Source organism: Erwinia sp. S43 (genome assembly GCF_016624745.1).
Classification (GTDB): domain Bacteria; phylum Pseudomonadota; class Gammaproteobacteria; order Enterobacterales; family Enterobacteriaceae; genus Erwinia; species Erwinia coffeiphila.
This window is the reverse complement of the sequence record NZ_JACVTX010000012.1, coordinates 26,044-39,502: the sequence shown is the minus strand read 5'-3', so window position 1 is coordinate 39,502 and position 13,459 is coordinate 26,044. Positions and strand designations below refer to the sequence as shown.

Sequence of the window (13,459 nt, the reverse complement as noted above, 5' to 3'; positions counted from 1 at the left end):
ATGCCCCGTTCGATTATTACCCTGCGTGCTTCCGGCACGCAGCTGGAGTGCAGGGAACATCATACTTCCCTGCTCGCCGCACTTGAGGCGAACAAAGTCTGCGTTGAGTATCAGTGCCGGGAAGGTTACTGCGGTTCGTGCCGCACCCGCCTGCTGAAAGGCCAAGTCAGCTACGCAAGTAAACCGCTGGCGTTTATTCAGCAGGGCGAGATCCTTCCCTGCTGCTGCCAGGCTCAGGGCGATATTGAGATCGAACTGTAATTCTCCGGTTTCCTTGCGGAAAATACCGCCTTTCGGCTTCGGGCAGCCACAGTATCAGGCCGCCCGTTTTCCTCAACGGCTTTTACAGTGTTTCCACCACATCGATCCAGCCGTGACCGGTGGTCACCGTCTGGCCATTCAGCCAGCGGCGCAGCATATTCAGCGCCAGCATGGCAACCATATCCTGCCGCGCTTTCAGGCCGTGGCGGCTGACATTGAACTTCACCCGTTGTGCAAAGACGCCATCCGGTGTATTCAGCGCAAATCCCAGCGTATCCTCTTCGACACCGCCCACGATTAGCACCACCTGCGCATCGTTCTCCTGCGCCAGCACGCGACTGCGCTCGGCCAGCTGCTTAAGGGACTCCGGGCGATTGGGTAAAACGTTGCCCGCATTCAGTTTTGCCCCGGCTGAAACCAGCTGCCACTGCAGCAGCCCGGCGGTGAACTGTTCGCTGACGCACAGCGAGAGTTCACGCTCATCCAGACGCCGCGCCAGCTGCTCCGGCAGCCCTTCCAGCCCTTCGAAGATCACGCTATCACCGGCGATTTCACGCACCTGCTGCCAGAACAGCTCCATCTCGGCCAGCTTGTCCGCCGGGCCGTTGAGCTTTAGTTCAATAATCGGCATCGACGCGCGATAACCCACCACCACACCTTCCGGCAGCGGCAGGGGTTCAATGGCAGAAGCCAGATCGCTTTCGCCACGGCCAAAAGTGGTCATTCGCAAACATAGTGGCGGTTCGGGCAGCTGAAAGCGGGATTTGAGGCGCGGCAGGATCTCGCCGTTAACCATGGTTTTAAACTCTGACGGCACGCCTGGGGTAAAGAAGATCCAGCAGCGATTCAGCTGAATAGCGAAACCACAGGCGGTGCCCACCGGGTTATCCAGCATTTCTGCACCAGCCGGGATCTCTGCCTGCTTACGGTTGCTGGGTGCCATCGGTTTGCCACGGCTGGCAAAGTACGCTTCCATTTTAGCCAGCCACTCCGGGTGGATTTGTAGCCCGACACCGGCTGCCGTTGCCGCAGCCAGCGAGCTGAGATCGTCGCTGGTCGGGCCAAGGCCGCCGTTAACGATCAGGACATCGGCGATTTTACTGCGCTCGGTCAGAACATTGACCAGCTCCGGGAGGCTGTCTCCCACCGTCTGACGGCTGGTCATCGGTAAACCGTTTTCAAACAGCACGCCCGCCAGCCATGCTGCATTGGTATCAACGATCTGACCGTGCAGCACTTCGTCACCAGTGGCGAGCATTTCCACTCTTATCATTTTTATCTCCGGGTTTCTCAGGTCTTAACACTGTAAGAAGCCCGCCGGATAAAAACAATGTGATTTTCCCTTCTATTTCCGATCGCTAAGCCAGGCCAGCAGGCGGTGACGCGACGGTTTAATGCCCTCTCCCGCAAGCTGAGGTAGCGAAAGCCAGGTGACCGGATGCTGATAGTTCGTCAACTGAGGTGCCGCCCAGTCGGCAAGCTTCTTGAAGTCAATTTCCCCCGCCACCAGCGCAACCGGCCGGTGACCATATTCACTATCCGCCTGCGGAACCACGACCGCCTGCGTCACTGCCGGATGGCCCAACAGCACCCGCTCAATCAGCTCAGGCTGCACCGCCTCACCGCCGCTGAAAAACAGGTTATCGCGACGACCGTCAATGCACAGTTCACCCTGACGCCAGTGGCCGAGATCGCCGGTGTGCAGCCAGCCGTCCTCGTCGGTCAGCGGCTGGAGCACGCCCTCCCGCCAGTAGCCCTGCGCCAGCGTTGGTGAACGTAGCCAGACCTCGTTTTCTACCAGTTTGACCTCCTGCCCGGGGAGCGGTTTACCGGCGCTGCCGGAACCGTCCGCTCGCCCGGCGCATACCGTTGAGGCCGTTTCGGTCAGGCCATAGCCGCACCAGCAGCGGATTCCTGCCGCTTCCGCCTGGGTGGTCAGTTCGGACGGGATCGTCGCACCTCCCAGCAGTACGGCACGCAGACTCGTTGGAAGCGCGGACTGATTCAGCAAACGCCATAGCTGCGTTGGCACCAGCGAGGCAAAGCTACTGCGTGCCAGCGCCGCCGACAAATCCTGTGATCGATCGATGACCAGCGTTGCCCCGGCAGACAGCCATCGCCAGATAATGCCCATGCCGGAAACATGAAACAGGGGTAACGACAGCAGCCAGCGATCCCGCGGGGTGAAATCCATCAGACCGACTACCGCCGCCGCACTGTGCAGGTGGGCGTCAAAAGTATGTGCTGCCGCTTTCGCCAGCCCGGTCGTCCCCGACGTCAGGGTCAGCGTAGCTAACGCATTCCGCTGCCAGGCATGGTTGGCGCGCCCGGTGGCCGTTGTCAGGTTTAGTGGAAGAACCTGCGGAACCGGGGGTGCATCGATACTGAGCGCAAACGCCACGCCCAGGCCGGGCAGTAACTGATTCAGCTGTGCGTCGGGCAGCTGCGGATTAAGCATCAGCACCCTCGCACCACAGGCCAGCAGACTCAGCCAGGCCAGCACCGCCTGCAACCCGTTGCGGCTGCGCAGTGCGACGACCATTTCCGGCATCACTCCCTGTCGACGGAAGCCGTTTGCATGGCCGTTAATACGCTCAGCCAATTGTTGCCAGCTCAGCGTCTCATCACCGGTGTCGATGGCCGTCGCCTGCGGATAGCGCTGCTGCCAGTACAGCCAGGGCCAGTCATTTATTGTTGCCACAGACATTGCAGTTCCTCCTTCCCTGAAAGCGGTAATGTACTGCCGGGCCAGTGGCGCTGCAGCTGCTTTTGCATCAGCGACAGGGTATCCAGCCCGGACACGATGCCCGGCGTGAGTTGCTGTGCCAGCCGCGCCAGCTGCGTCAGGCCCAGGCTGGACTCCAGCGCGGAGCTGATAACCGGGGTTAATCCCAGCCGCTGTGCCGCTGCAACCTGCTGCTGTATTTTCTGAATGCTGCCGGTCAGCGTGGGCTTGATCACAACCGCCCTGACGCCCTGCTGTGCGCTGAGCAGCGTGGCATCATCACGCAGGCTTTCATCCCACGCGATAGCAATCCCGGTCTGCCGCGCAAAGGCCATGCTCTCCGCCACCGTTCGGCACGGCTCTTCAATAAAGGCAATGCGCCCGCGCAGCTCGGTAGAAATATAGCGAGCAAACTGCAATGCTTTTTCCAGCGTCCAGCTGCGGTTCGCATCCAGGCGCAGGGTCAGATCGGGCAGTGCCTCCAGCAGCAGATTCACCTGCATACCGTCCCGCACCGCTTCGTACAGCCCAACCTTCATTTTTGCCAGCGGCGCGGACTGACGCTGTAAACGTTCGAACAGCACGTCCGGGTCACCGCTGCACAGCTGCGCACTCTGCCAGCAGCCCTCGGCAGGTAGCTGCCCTGCCAGTTCGGCCTGTGCACAGCTGATACCGAAAGCAACCGAAGGCAGCGGGCTTTCCGGCGGCTGTTCTCCGGCACACCAGCGCTCCAGCCACTTCACAGCCTGCATCTGAGCGAGTTCAGGCGTCTCCACGCTGAACTGCGGCAGGGGGGCGATCTCCCCCCATCCTTCACCCCGTTCGCTGACCAGCCTCACCAGCATTCCCTGGCGGATTTTCAGCCGCTGATCGCGCAGCACGACGCCTGCATCCAGCGCAAGCTGATAACCAAACAGCGTTGCGCTGCGCATTATGGATTACGCCTGAACGGTGAGAAATCAGGCTGCCGCTTCTGGTTAAAGGCATTGCGCCCTTCCTGTCCCTCTTCAGTCATGTAAAACAGCATGGTGGCGTTACCGGCCAGCTCCTGCAAACCGGCCTGGCCGTCACAGTCAGCGTTCAGCGCGGCTTTCAAACAGCGCAGTGCCATCGGGCTGTTCTGCAACATCTCGCGACACCAGCGCACCGTTTCCTGCTCAAGCTGCGCCAGAGGAACCACGGTGTTGACCAGCCCCATATCGAGCGCCTGCTGCGCGTTGTACATCCGGCAGAGGAACCAAATCTCGCGCGCTTTTTTCTGCCCGACGATACGTGCCATATAAGCTGCACCCCAGCCGCCGTCGAAGGAACCCACCTTTGGTCCGGTCTGGCCAAACTGCGCATTATCCGCCGCGATGGTCAGATCGCACATCATATGCAGTACGTGGCCGCCGCCCACAGCATAGCCCGCCACCATCGCCACCACGGGTTTCGGACAGGTGCGGATCTGGCGCTGGAGATCCAGCACGTTGAGGTGATGTACTCCGGCATCGTCCTGATAGCCGCCGTAATCACCGCGCACTTTCTGATCGCCGCCGGAGCAGAATGCCAGATCGCCTTCCCCGGTCAGGATGATTACCCCAACGGCCGGATCTCGGCGGGCATCATCCAGCGCCTGCTGTATTTCTGTCACCGTCAGGGGACGAAACGCGTTCCGCACCTGCGGACGGTTAATGGTGATTTTAGCGATGCCATCCGCCGTCTTTTGATAACGGATATCGCTGAATTCCAGCGGTACCGGCAGCCACTGTGCCGGGGCGGTTAGCATGGATTCGTCGGGAGAAATCATCGAAGCTCCTGTTAGTTGTGGTTCAGCAACAGCGAAAGCTGATGGGCGAATGCCATCGGGTTTGCCAGGTGAGTGTTGTGCCCGGCATCGCGGATCACCACCGGAGTCAGGCCCGACTGCTGCGCCAGCTGTAAGAATTTAAGGTCCCATTCGCCGCACAGATAGTGGAAGGGGATCGTTTTTTGCCGCAGCTCCTCCAGCAGATCCGGTTGGGCAGAGAGCGAGGTGGCTTCCAGCATGGTCGCCAGCCCCTCTGCACGATTGTTTAGCCGACGGTTAATCATCGCCTGTCGCTGCGGGTTGGTGAGTTCGGCAAACACCGGCTGTTGATACCACTGGCTCAGAACCCGTGGCAAAGGCTGCTGGCGGAAGCGCTGCGCCCAGCCAAAATCGTGCTCGCGGCGCGTTTCGCGCTCGCTTTGGCGGGTTAAGCCAAAGTGACCCGCTTCGGCCAACAGACCACAAAGCCTACCGTCGTCGTGGCGGCAGGCGTGATAAAAAGCCAGACGAGCCCCGAGGGAGTAGCCAATCAGCCAGTAGCGTTCAACCTGATGGTAGTTGAGCGTTGCCGTCAGCCGCTGCGATAATTCGTCAAAACCACTAACGGTTTGCGCCTGTGAACCGCCGTGCCCCGGTAAATCGATGCTGAGCAGCGGCCAGTGTCGGAAGTAGTGCTGCACCGGCAGCCAGTCATCCGCGCTGCCAAGAAAACCGTGCAGCCAGACCAGCACCGGCCTGATGCTGCGATGATGTCCCTGCCACCGCGCATGGAGAATCACAGGGTCATCACCTCTTTGAGTAGACCAGCCAGGGCCTGCGCACCCGCATCGCCGTCACAAACCACTTCCACTAGCGTAACGCCGCGCGTGAATCCCTCCCTCACCGCGTCGGCCAGATCAGGCCAGTTTTCCGCACGCCGGTAGTTCAGGCCAAATACCGCCGCCGCGTGGCTGAAATCCACCCGAGGCGGCATGGCGAAGAAGCGCTCGCGTTCATGCTGCGGCGTCGGCAGCAGAGAAAATATTTGCCCGCCCTGGTTGTTCACCACCAGCACCACAACCGGAGCGGATGCCCGCTGCAGCAGTGCCAGGCTGTTCAGATCGTACAGGGCGGAGAGATCCCCCAGCAGCAGCAATAGCGGCTGCCCAAGCCCGCGCTGCACGCCCGCGGCGGAAGCAATCAGGCCGTCGATACCGCTGGCACCACGATTGCTATATACCGGATACCCCACAGGCAGACGGGCCAGCGCATCCACCAGCCGGATTGCCAGGCTGTTACCGATAAACAGCGCGCCTTTCTCGGCCAGCAGCTCCGGCAGTCGGCGCGCCAGCTGCGCCTCGCCAAAGGCGGTCAGATGCTGCTTCAGGTAACGGTCGGTTTTGTCTGCCAGTTCCTGAAGCTGCGGGCACCAGGGCTGGCGCGGCATTGCCGGATGTTTCGCCAGCCACTCGCCCGCGCGGGCCTGTACCCGAATCCCCTGATGAAAAGCGGGATCGCGCTGGCCAGGGAGCGGATCGATTAACCACCATTTAGCCGGCCGGCACTGCTGCTGAAATTGCAAGAGGTTGCGGCTGGTCAGACTGCTGCCGAACTGTACCACCAGCTGCGCGTCTTTCAGCGCCCGGCGAGCCTGAGGATGTGCAAGCCAGAGCGCGGAATGCGGTAGCGGCTGGCCGCTCTGCGACAGAACATCGCCCAGCAGCGGCCAGCCAAGCTGTTCAGCCCATTCGCTAATCTGCTGCCCCTCGGTGGCAGAGACTCTGCCAACGATGACCACACCACGCTGCTGGCGGGCAAAAAACCAGTCCGGCATGAGGGGGAGATCGGCGAGCGCTGGATAGCTGAGCCAGGGATGCGGACTGTGCCACCAGTCACCCAGCTCATTAGCCCACGCCAGGTACTCTCCTTCATCTTCACCGTACAGCGGTTCGGCAAACGGGCAGTTAATATGCACGGCACCGCTTTTCTGCCCGGCCAGCAGCGTATCCAGCGAGGACACCAGCCAGCGCGCCGGAATATCGGGAGTCGGTCGGGGAAGATTCAGTGCGGCGGTGACGTGGCTGGCAAAAATATCCTGTTGTTCGATAGCCTGATTGGCTCCGCAGCCAATCAGCTCGGTCGGACGGTCGGCGGTAATCACTACCAGCTTTTCACCGCCCTGACGGGCTTCCACAATAGCGGGATAGAGATTGGCCACCGCCGTGCCCGAGGTAGCAATAACGGCCACCCGCTGCCCACTACTTTTTGCCAGCCCCAGGGCTAAAAAGCCAAGGCCGCGCTCATCGAAGTGGGTGTGGCAGACCAGTTTTTCATTGGCAGCCGCGGCCAGCACCAGGGGTGCCGAGCGCGATCCGGACGCAATGCAAACATGCCGGATATCGTGCCGGGTAAGCGCTTCAACAAGAACGGTAGCCCAGCGGCGATTGAACGTTGCGTGCGACATTGCCACTCCAGATCAATTTGACTGAAGTCATTATAAGCAGGCGTTTTTGCGATCTTTTTGATTTGAACCAGTATTACGCAGGTTTTCATCAGAGTAAAAACGGGGGGAACGGCAGCGGGATATTTAGCAAAAATCAGGTGCCCGTAAAAGGGCACCAGTGCGTTATAAATTAACGACGAGCCAGCAGCAGTCCGATCACCAGACCCAGCGTGGCACCCACACCAATGCCCTGCCACGGTTTGTCGTGAACGTAGTCATCGGCACGAGAAACGGCCTGACGTGCGCGATAGTAGTAAGTATCAGACGCATTGCTGATGCGCGATTTCACTTCATGAAGCGAATTCTCCGCTCTGGCCTTCAGTTCAACATATTTCTGGTCAGCCGGATCGCCCGATGACTTCAACACTTCTTCCAGCGTTTTGGTCAGCAAAGCCAGATCGTCATCCAGTCGAGTCTCTTGCGGTTCAGTCTGTGTAGCCATTGTCATCCTCCGTGGGCGAATTACACATTGCTTGCTGACTAACTATAGACCCTATTTTTCGGGCTGCATGGCAAAAAGGGCCAGTTATCCCTGAGAACCCTGCGTCCAGCCGTTGTCGATCCTCGTCAAAGATGCTGTTTATTGCAGCTTCCGCGCAGGTCAGCCGTGGAAATCACTGCGGTTTTTGGATTTATCTGATAAATTTTGCCTGAACTGAATTAGTCACCAGGCAAGCTGTCGTAACTCCCTGTAGTCGGGCCAAATCCGGCGACGCGAATGCGTGATGTACGCGCGACAGTCAACACAAGCTCCGTTCAGCAAAGGATATGATTTCTGGCATGAATCGAAGAATGTTTATGAAAGCGTCAATGGCATTCGCCACCTTAAGTGGAATGTCTGGTATCTCCACCCTGTTCTCCCAGGCCGCCTGGGCAGACAGCGAGATTGCCGACGGTACCGCAGTGCGATTTGATTTTGACGTGCTCAAAAAATTAGCCGCCGATCTGGCGAAAAAACCTTACGGTGGCGCGCCGGCTCCGCTGCCGCAAACCCTGGCCACCTTAACGCCTCAGGCCTACAACGAAATCCAGTACGATGCCAACCACTCGCTGTGGAACGGCATCGATAACCGTCAGCTTGACGTTCAGTTCTTCCACGTGGGAATGGGATTCAAACGCCGCATCCGCATGTTCTCCGTGGACAGCGGCAGCCGCGAAGCGCGTGAGATCCATTTCCGCCCCGAACTTTTCAACTACAATAATGCGCACGTTGATACCGCCCAGTTGGAAGGAAAAACCGACCTCGGCTTCGCCGGATTCCGTGCCTTTAAAAAGCCTGAACTGGCTCGCCGCGATATCGTCTCCTTCCTGGGGGCCAGCTACTTCCGCGCGGTGGATGAGACCTATCAGTACGGGCTTTCGGCTCGCGGCGTGGCGATTGATACCTTCAGCAACGGTAAAGAAGAGTTCCCTGACTTCACCGCCTTCTGGTTCGAAACACCAAAAGCCGATGACACCACCTTCACCGTCTACACTCTGCTGGATGGCGCAAGCTGTACCGGCGCGTTCAAGTTCATCATCCACTGCGAGGAAAAGCGCGTGGTGATGGAGGTGGAAAACCACATCTATGCGCGCAAGGATATCTGGCAGCTGGGTATCGCGCCGATGACTACCATGTTCAGCTGCGGCAACAACGAGCGCCGCATGTGCGACACCATCCATCCGCAGATCCACGACTCCGATCGTCTGGCCATGTGGACCGGTGCCGGTGAGTGGATCTGCCGCCCGCTGAACAACCCGCAGCGCCTGACCTTTAACGCCTACCAGGATGAAAACCCGCGCGGCTTCGGCATGTTACAGCTCAATCATGATTTCCAGGACTATCAGGACGTGATCGGCTGGTACAACAAGCGTCCGAGTCTGTGGGTGGAGCCGGTTGGAAAATGGGGCAAAGGCGCAGTCAACCTGATGGAGATCCCGACCACGGGAGAGACGCTGGATAATATCGTCTGCTTCTGGCAGCCTGCTGAACCGATCAAGGCCGGGAGCGAGCACAGCTTCCAGTACAAACTTTACTGGAGCGGCCTGCCGCCGGTTCGCAGCGGTCTGGCGCGGGTTAATGCTACCCGCACCGGTATGGGTGGCTTCCCGGAAGGCTGGGCACCGGGTGAACACTATCCGGACGTCTGGGCGCGTCGTTTCGCCGTTGACTTCGTCGGTGGCGATCTGAAAGCCGCCGCGCCGAAGGGTATTGAGCCGGTAATCGAAGTCACCTCAGGTACGCTCAAACAGGTTGAGATCCTCTACGTTGAGCCAATCAACGGCTATCGTATTTTGTTTGATTGGTATCCGAACAGCGATTCAACCGCGCCGGTGAACATGCGCATGTTCCTGCGCACCAAAGACGACACGCTGAGCGAGACCTGGCTGTATCAGTACTTCCCGCCGCCGCCGGATAAGCGCAAATACGTCGACGATCGGATTATGACCGCCGGTTAACGACGCGGGCGTCTCACGACAAGCCGGGGAATGCGACAAGGCGGCCTTTCATAGGCCGCCTTTTTATGAAATCCGCGGTGCATTTTCTCCGGGAACACTTCTACCAAAGCGGCTAAAATCCAGCGTTAATTCTGGACTTAAGCCAGCCCGCCGATCCCTGCTTATTCTGCTGAACCCGCTGAGCCTGATTAACCTGATTAACCTGATTAACCTGATTAACCTGATTAACCTGATTAACCTGCCCGTAGCATATCGACATGCGGAATATCATCTTCAAGATATTCACCGCTAACCGCCACAAATCCCAGTCGGCCATAAAACCGTTGCAGATGCGCCTGCGCCGACAGGAAAATTGGCCGCTTCGGCCAGTGACGTTCACAGCTGTCGAGCGCCTGCTCCATCAGCCTGCTGCCCAGATTAAGTCCCCGGGCTTCGCCGGAAATAATCACCCGTCCGATCTTCACCGGCTGGTCGGCCTCCTTTGGTACCAGAATTCGCGCATAGGCCACCAGACGATCGTCAATAATTCCCAAAAGATGCCGGTTCTCGCCGCTGAGATCCGCGCCGTCGATATCCAGATACGGGCACTGCTGCTCAACAATAAAGACCGCATTACGCAGCGCCAGCAGCTGATAAAGCTGGCTGGTACTGAGTTCGCTATGGTGTAAATCGTGCCAGTTCAGATCCATACAATTCCTCAGAGCAAAAAAAATCGGGCCACAAGGGCCCGATTATTACCTGGAATGCCGTAACTTACATTAGCGGCTGTGCCAGATTGACCAGCGAAATCAGCGGCTGCGGATAAACACCCAGCAACAGCACCAGAATCGCAGAGATCAGCACCACAATCCCACCGGCGGTAAACGCCCAGTTTGAAGGCGCATCGCGCATCGCCATTTCCGGCGGTGTCAGATACAGACTAACGGTGACGCGCAGATAGTAGTACAGACCAATGGCGCTACCGAGCACCACAGCACCGGTCAGCCACCACAGATCGGCGCTCACGCCCACTGCCAGCACGTAGAATTTACCGATAAAGCCCAGCGTCATTGGAATACCTGCCAGCGACAGCATCACCACCGTCATCACAGCAGACAGTATTGGACGATGCCAGAACAGACCGCGGTACGAGTAAAGTGAATCCGCATCCGGTCCGCTATACGGGCTGGACATCATGCTGACCACCCCGAAAGCGCCCAGGCTGCTGAACAGATAGCCAGCCAGGTAAACACCGACGGTTTCCAGCGACAGCTGATGAGTCTGAACGGCAACCAGCGCAACCAGCAGGTAACCCATATGTGCAATCGAGGAGTAACCCAGCATACGTTTGATGTTGCTCTGCGAAATCGCCATCAGGTTCCCGAACAGCATCGAGGCCACGGCAATGATACCCAGTACCGTGCGCACGCCTTCGCTGTCGGTCATCGGCGCGTACATAAACAGGCGCATCAGCACGGCGAAGATAGCGATTTTACTGGCGGTAGCGAGGAACGTGGTGACAGGAGCAGGTGCACCCTGATAAACGTCCGGCGTCCACAGATGGAACGGAACCAGCGACAGCTTAAAGCCAAAGCCTACGATCATCAGGCCAAGACCCGCCAGCAGCAGAGGCTGATGAATCAGACCGTCGTTCAGGCTTTTGCCCAGCGCCACAAAGCCAAGGTTACCGGAATCGGCATACACCAGCGCCATACCGAACAGCAGGAATGAAGATGCTGCGGCAGAGAGGATGGTGTACTTGATGGCAGCTTCCAGCGAGCGTTTCTGCTGGAAGGCGTAGCCCACCAGACCAAACAGCGGCAGGGAGATCAGCTCAATACCAATAAACAGCGACGCCAGGTGGTTGGCACTGGCCAGCACGATGCCGCCCAGTGCGGCAATCAGCACCAGCAGATAGAACTCTTCACGGTTATCCGGGTAAGTAGCCAGCCACGGATAGGCAAAAGTACAGGTCGCCAGGCTGGCAAGGATCACCAGGCCGGTATAGAGAATGGCATAGCCGTCCACCCGCAGCAGCGGGGTAACATCCATTGGCCCTGCCTGGCCGACAAAGTAAAGAGATAACAGCGCCAGGTTCAGGCCAATCACCGCCAGTGTTGCATTGACGAAATGGTTGCGTCGCCACGCAATGGACAGCATCACAACTACCACCGTCAATCCGACGATCAGCAGCGGCAGAAGTGCGATCAGTTGTTGAGGAGTTATTGTCATGGCGAATTACGGCCTTGTAGTTGAAATTGAAGCGGTAAACCACTGCTGGATGTTACTCATCGCAGCGTGGGAGGTATCCAGAATCGGCTGCGGATAAACGCCCAGCAGCACCAGCAGGACAACCAGCACCATGATCATCAGGAACTCACGCGCTGACATGCCGCGCAGTGGCGTATCTGATTTAGGCGCACCGTAGTAAGCGCGCTGCATCATGATCAGTGAGTAAACCGACGCAAACACCAGTCCAAACGTGGCGATCAGAATGATCGTCGGCACGCTCTGGAAGCTTCCGGTGAGGATCATAAACTCACCAACGAAGTTACCGGTACCCGGCATCCCCAGGTTTGCCACCGCGAAGAACAGCGACAGGCCCGGCAGCCATTTGATGCGCGACCACAGGCCACCCATCTGGCGCATATCACGCGTATGCAGACGCTCATACAGCTGACCACACAGAATAAACAGCGCCGCCGCAGACAGGCCGTGCGCAATCATCTGAATCACCGCGCCCTGGTAAGCCAGCTGGCTGCCGGTGTAGATGGCAATCAGTACAAAGCCCATATGGGAGATCGAGGTATAGGCGATCAGGCGTTTAATATCGTACTGAGAGAACGCCATCCATGCACCGTAGAAGATGCCGATAATCCCCAGCCACATGGCAATCGGCGCAAACTCTGCGGAAGCATTCGGGAACAGCGGCAGAGCAAAGCGCAGCAGACCATAAGCGGCGGTTTTTAACAGAATACCTGCAAGGTCAACGGAACCTGCGGTCGGAGCCTGACTGTGTGCGTCAGGTAACCAGCCGTGCAGCGGCACCACCGGCATTTTTACCGCGAAGGCGATAAAGAAGCCGAGCATCAGTACATATTCAACCGTATGCGACATTGGCGTTTTCAGCAGATCTTCATAGTTGAAGGTCCACACGCCGGTGGCGTTGTAGTGAACGAATACCAGCGCCAGAATAGCGATAAGCATGATCAGGCCGCTTGCCTGGGTATAAATGAAGAACTTGGTTGCTGCGGTAATACGCGTCTTCCCGTCGGAGGCTTTATGGCCCCAGAGCGCGATCAGGAAGTACATCGGCACCAGCATCATTTCCCAGAAGAAGAAGAACAGGAACAGATCGACGGCAAGGAATACGCCGATAACGCCACCCAGAATCCACAGCAGATTCAGGTGGAAAAAGCCCTGCCACTTCTCGATTTCGTTCCATGAACAAAGAATCGCCATCAGACCAAGCAGGCCGGTCAGCACCACCATCAACAGCGACAAACCATCCAGCGCCAGATGGAAATGAATACCAAAACGCGGAATCCACGGTACGTTGAATTCAGATTGCCACTGCGGCAATCCGGAAGCCTGGGTCAGTGAGTAGCCACCCTGCATCCACAGCTGCAGTGACAGCACCAGCGTCAGCCCCATCGCGATCAATGCAATCCAGCGCGGCACTTTGGGACCAAAGCGTTCGAGCTGCCAGCACAACAGACCACCGACGAAGGGGAGGATTATAAGCCAAGGTAATAACATGGCGGTTTGTTCCCTTTATTTCGAA

Annotated in this window: 12 protein-coding genes; 2 read left to right on the top strand and 10 right to left on the bottom strand. The window is 58.2% G+C overall.

Annotated elements, in window-relative coordinates:
* Complete coding sequence (yfaE, locus tag IBT47_RS15350; RefSeq protein ID WP_105591291.1) at positions 1–261, top strand: class I ribonucleotide reductase maintenance protein YfaE; 261 nt, start codon at positions 1–3, stop codon at positions 259–261.
* Positions 262–343: 82 nt separating this feature from the next.
* Here yfaE and IBT47_RS15345 read toward each other — a convergent pair whose 3' ends face one another.
* The 7 genes from IBT47_RS15345 to elaB form a co-directional block, all read right to left on the bottom strand.
* Positions 344–1,534, bottom strand: coding sequence for a nicotinamide mononucleotide deamidase-related protein YfaY (locus tag IBT47_RS15345; RefSeq protein ID WP_200561226.1), 1,191 nt, complete (start codon positions 1,532–1,534; stop codon positions 344–346).
* A gap of 72 nt (positions 1,535–1,606) precedes the next feature.
* Complete coding sequence (menE, locus tag IBT47_RS15340) at positions 1,607–2,968, bottom strand: o-succinylbenzoate--CoA ligase (protein WP_200561224.1); 1,362 nt, start codon at positions 2,966–2,968, stop codon at positions 1,607–1,609.
* Positions 2,950–3,918 (bottom strand): o-succinylbenzoate synthase, encoded by a 969-nt coding sequence (gene menC, locus IBT47_RS15335; RefSeq protein WP_200561222.1) that lies wholly within the window; start codon positions 3,916–3,918, stop codon positions 2,950–2,952. Before menC ends, menE begins: the two co-directional genes overlap by 19 nt.
* A complete protein-coding gene (menB, locus tag IBT47_RS15330) occupies positions 3,918–4,775 on the bottom strand; it encodes a 1,4-dihydroxy-2-naphthoyl-CoA synthase (protein WP_200561220.1) in 858 nt (285 codons plus the stop codon). Before menB ends, menC begins: the two co-directional genes overlap by 1 nt.
* Positions 4,776–4,786: 11 nt before the next feature.
* Complete coding sequence (gene menH / locus IBT47_RS15325) at positions 4,787–5,554, bottom strand: 2-succinyl-6-hydroxy-2,4-cyclohexadiene-1-carboxylate synthase (protein ID WP_200561218.1); 768 nt, start codon at positions 5,552–5,554, stop codon at positions 4,787–4,789.
* The gene (gene menD / locus IBT47_RS15320; RefSeq protein WP_200561216.1) at positions 5,551–7,218 is read right to left on the bottom strand and encodes a 2-succinyl-5-enolpyruvyl-6-hydroxy-3-cyclohexene-1-carboxylic-acid synthase; all 1,668 of its coding nucleotides are present in this window, start codon (positions 7,216–7,218) and stop codon (positions 5,551–5,553) included. The genes menH and menD overlap by 4 nt, the downstream gene beginning before the upstream one ends.
* 169 nt (positions 7,219–7,387) lie before the next feature.
* A complete protein-coding gene (gene elaB, locus IBT47_RS15315) occupies positions 7,388–7,699 on the bottom strand; it encodes a stress response protein ElaB (protein ID WP_105591284.1) in 312 nt (103 codons plus the stop codon).
* A 338-nt stretch (positions 7,700–8,037) separates the two neighbouring features.
* Here elaB and IBT47_RS15310 point away from each other — a divergent pair, with 338 nt between their 5' ends.
* Entirely contained in the window at positions 8,038–9,696 is a 1,659-nt protein-coding gene (locus tag IBT47_RS15310) for a glucan biosynthesis protein D (protein ID WP_105591618.1), read from the top strand.
* A gap of 233 nt (positions 9,697–9,929) precedes the next feature.
* Here IBT47_RS15310 and IBT47_RS15305 read toward each other — a convergent pair whose 3' ends face one another.
* The 3 genes from IBT47_RS15305 to nuoM all read right to left on the bottom strand — a co-directional run bounded on the left by IBT47_RS15305 (position 9,930) and on the right by nuoM (position 13,434).
* A complete protein-coding gene (locus IBT47_RS15305) occupies positions 9,930–10,385 on the bottom strand; it encodes a GNAT family N-acetyltransferase (protein ID WP_105591283.1) in 456 nt (151 codons plus the stop codon).
* A 64-nt stretch (positions 10,386–10,449) separates the two neighbouring features.
* On the bottom strand, positions 10,450–11,907 hold the full coding sequence (nuoN, locus tag IBT47_RS15300; RefSeq protein ID WP_200561214.1) for an NADH-quinone oxidoreductase subunit NuoN: 1,458 nt from the start codon (positions 11,905–11,907) through the stop codon (positions 10,450–10,452).
* Positions 11,908–11,913: 6 nt separating this feature from the next.
* Positions 11,914–13,434, bottom strand: a complete 1,521-nt coding sequence (gene nuoM / locus IBT47_RS15295; protein WP_105591281.1) for an NADH-quinone oxidoreductase subunit M — start codon at positions 13,432–13,434, stop codon at positions 11,914–11,916.
* Positions 13,435–13,459 lie beyond the last annotated feature (25 nt).

Coding starts and splice junctions, on each gene's coding strand:
- yfaE (WP_105591291.1), top strand. CDS start 1: ATGCCCCGTTCGATTATTACCCTGCGTGCTTCCGGCACGCAGCTGGAG.
- IBT47_RS15345 (WP_200561226.1), bottom strand. CDS start 1,534: ATGATAAGAGTGGAAATGCTCGCCACTGGTGACGAAGTGCTGCACGGT.
- menE (WP_200561224.1), bottom strand. CDS start 2,968: ATGTCTGTGGCAACAATAAATGACTGGCCCTGGCTGTACTGGCAGCAG.
- menC (WP_200561222.1), bottom strand. CDS start 3,918: ATGCGCAGCGCAACGCTGTTTGGTTATCAGCTTGCGCTGGATGCAGGC.
- menB (WP_200561220.1), bottom strand. CDS start 4,775: ATGATTTCTCCCGACGAATCCATGCTAACCGCCCCGGCACAGTGGCTG.
- menD (WP_200561216.1), bottom strand. CDS start 7,218: ATGTCGCACGCAACGTTCAATCGCCGCTGGGCTACCGTTCTTGTTGAA.
- elaB (WP_105591284.1), bottom strand. CDS start 7,699: ATGGCTACACAGACTGAACCGCAAGAGACTCGACTGGATGACGATCTG.
- IBT47_RS15310 (WP_105591618.1), top strand. CDS start 8,038: ATGAATCGAAGAATGTTTATGAAAGCGTCAATGGCATTCGCCACCTTA.
- IBT47_RS15305 (WP_105591283.1), bottom strand. CDS start 10,385: ATGGATCTGAACTGGCACGATTTACACCATAGCGAACTCAGTACCAGC.
- nuoN (WP_200561214.1), bottom strand. CDS start 11,907: ATGACAATAACTCCTCAACAACTGATCGCACTTCTGCCGCTGCTGATC.
- nuoM (WP_105591281.1), bottom strand. CDS start 13,434: ATGTTATTACCTTGGCTTATAATCCTCCCCTTCGTCGGTGGTCTGTTG.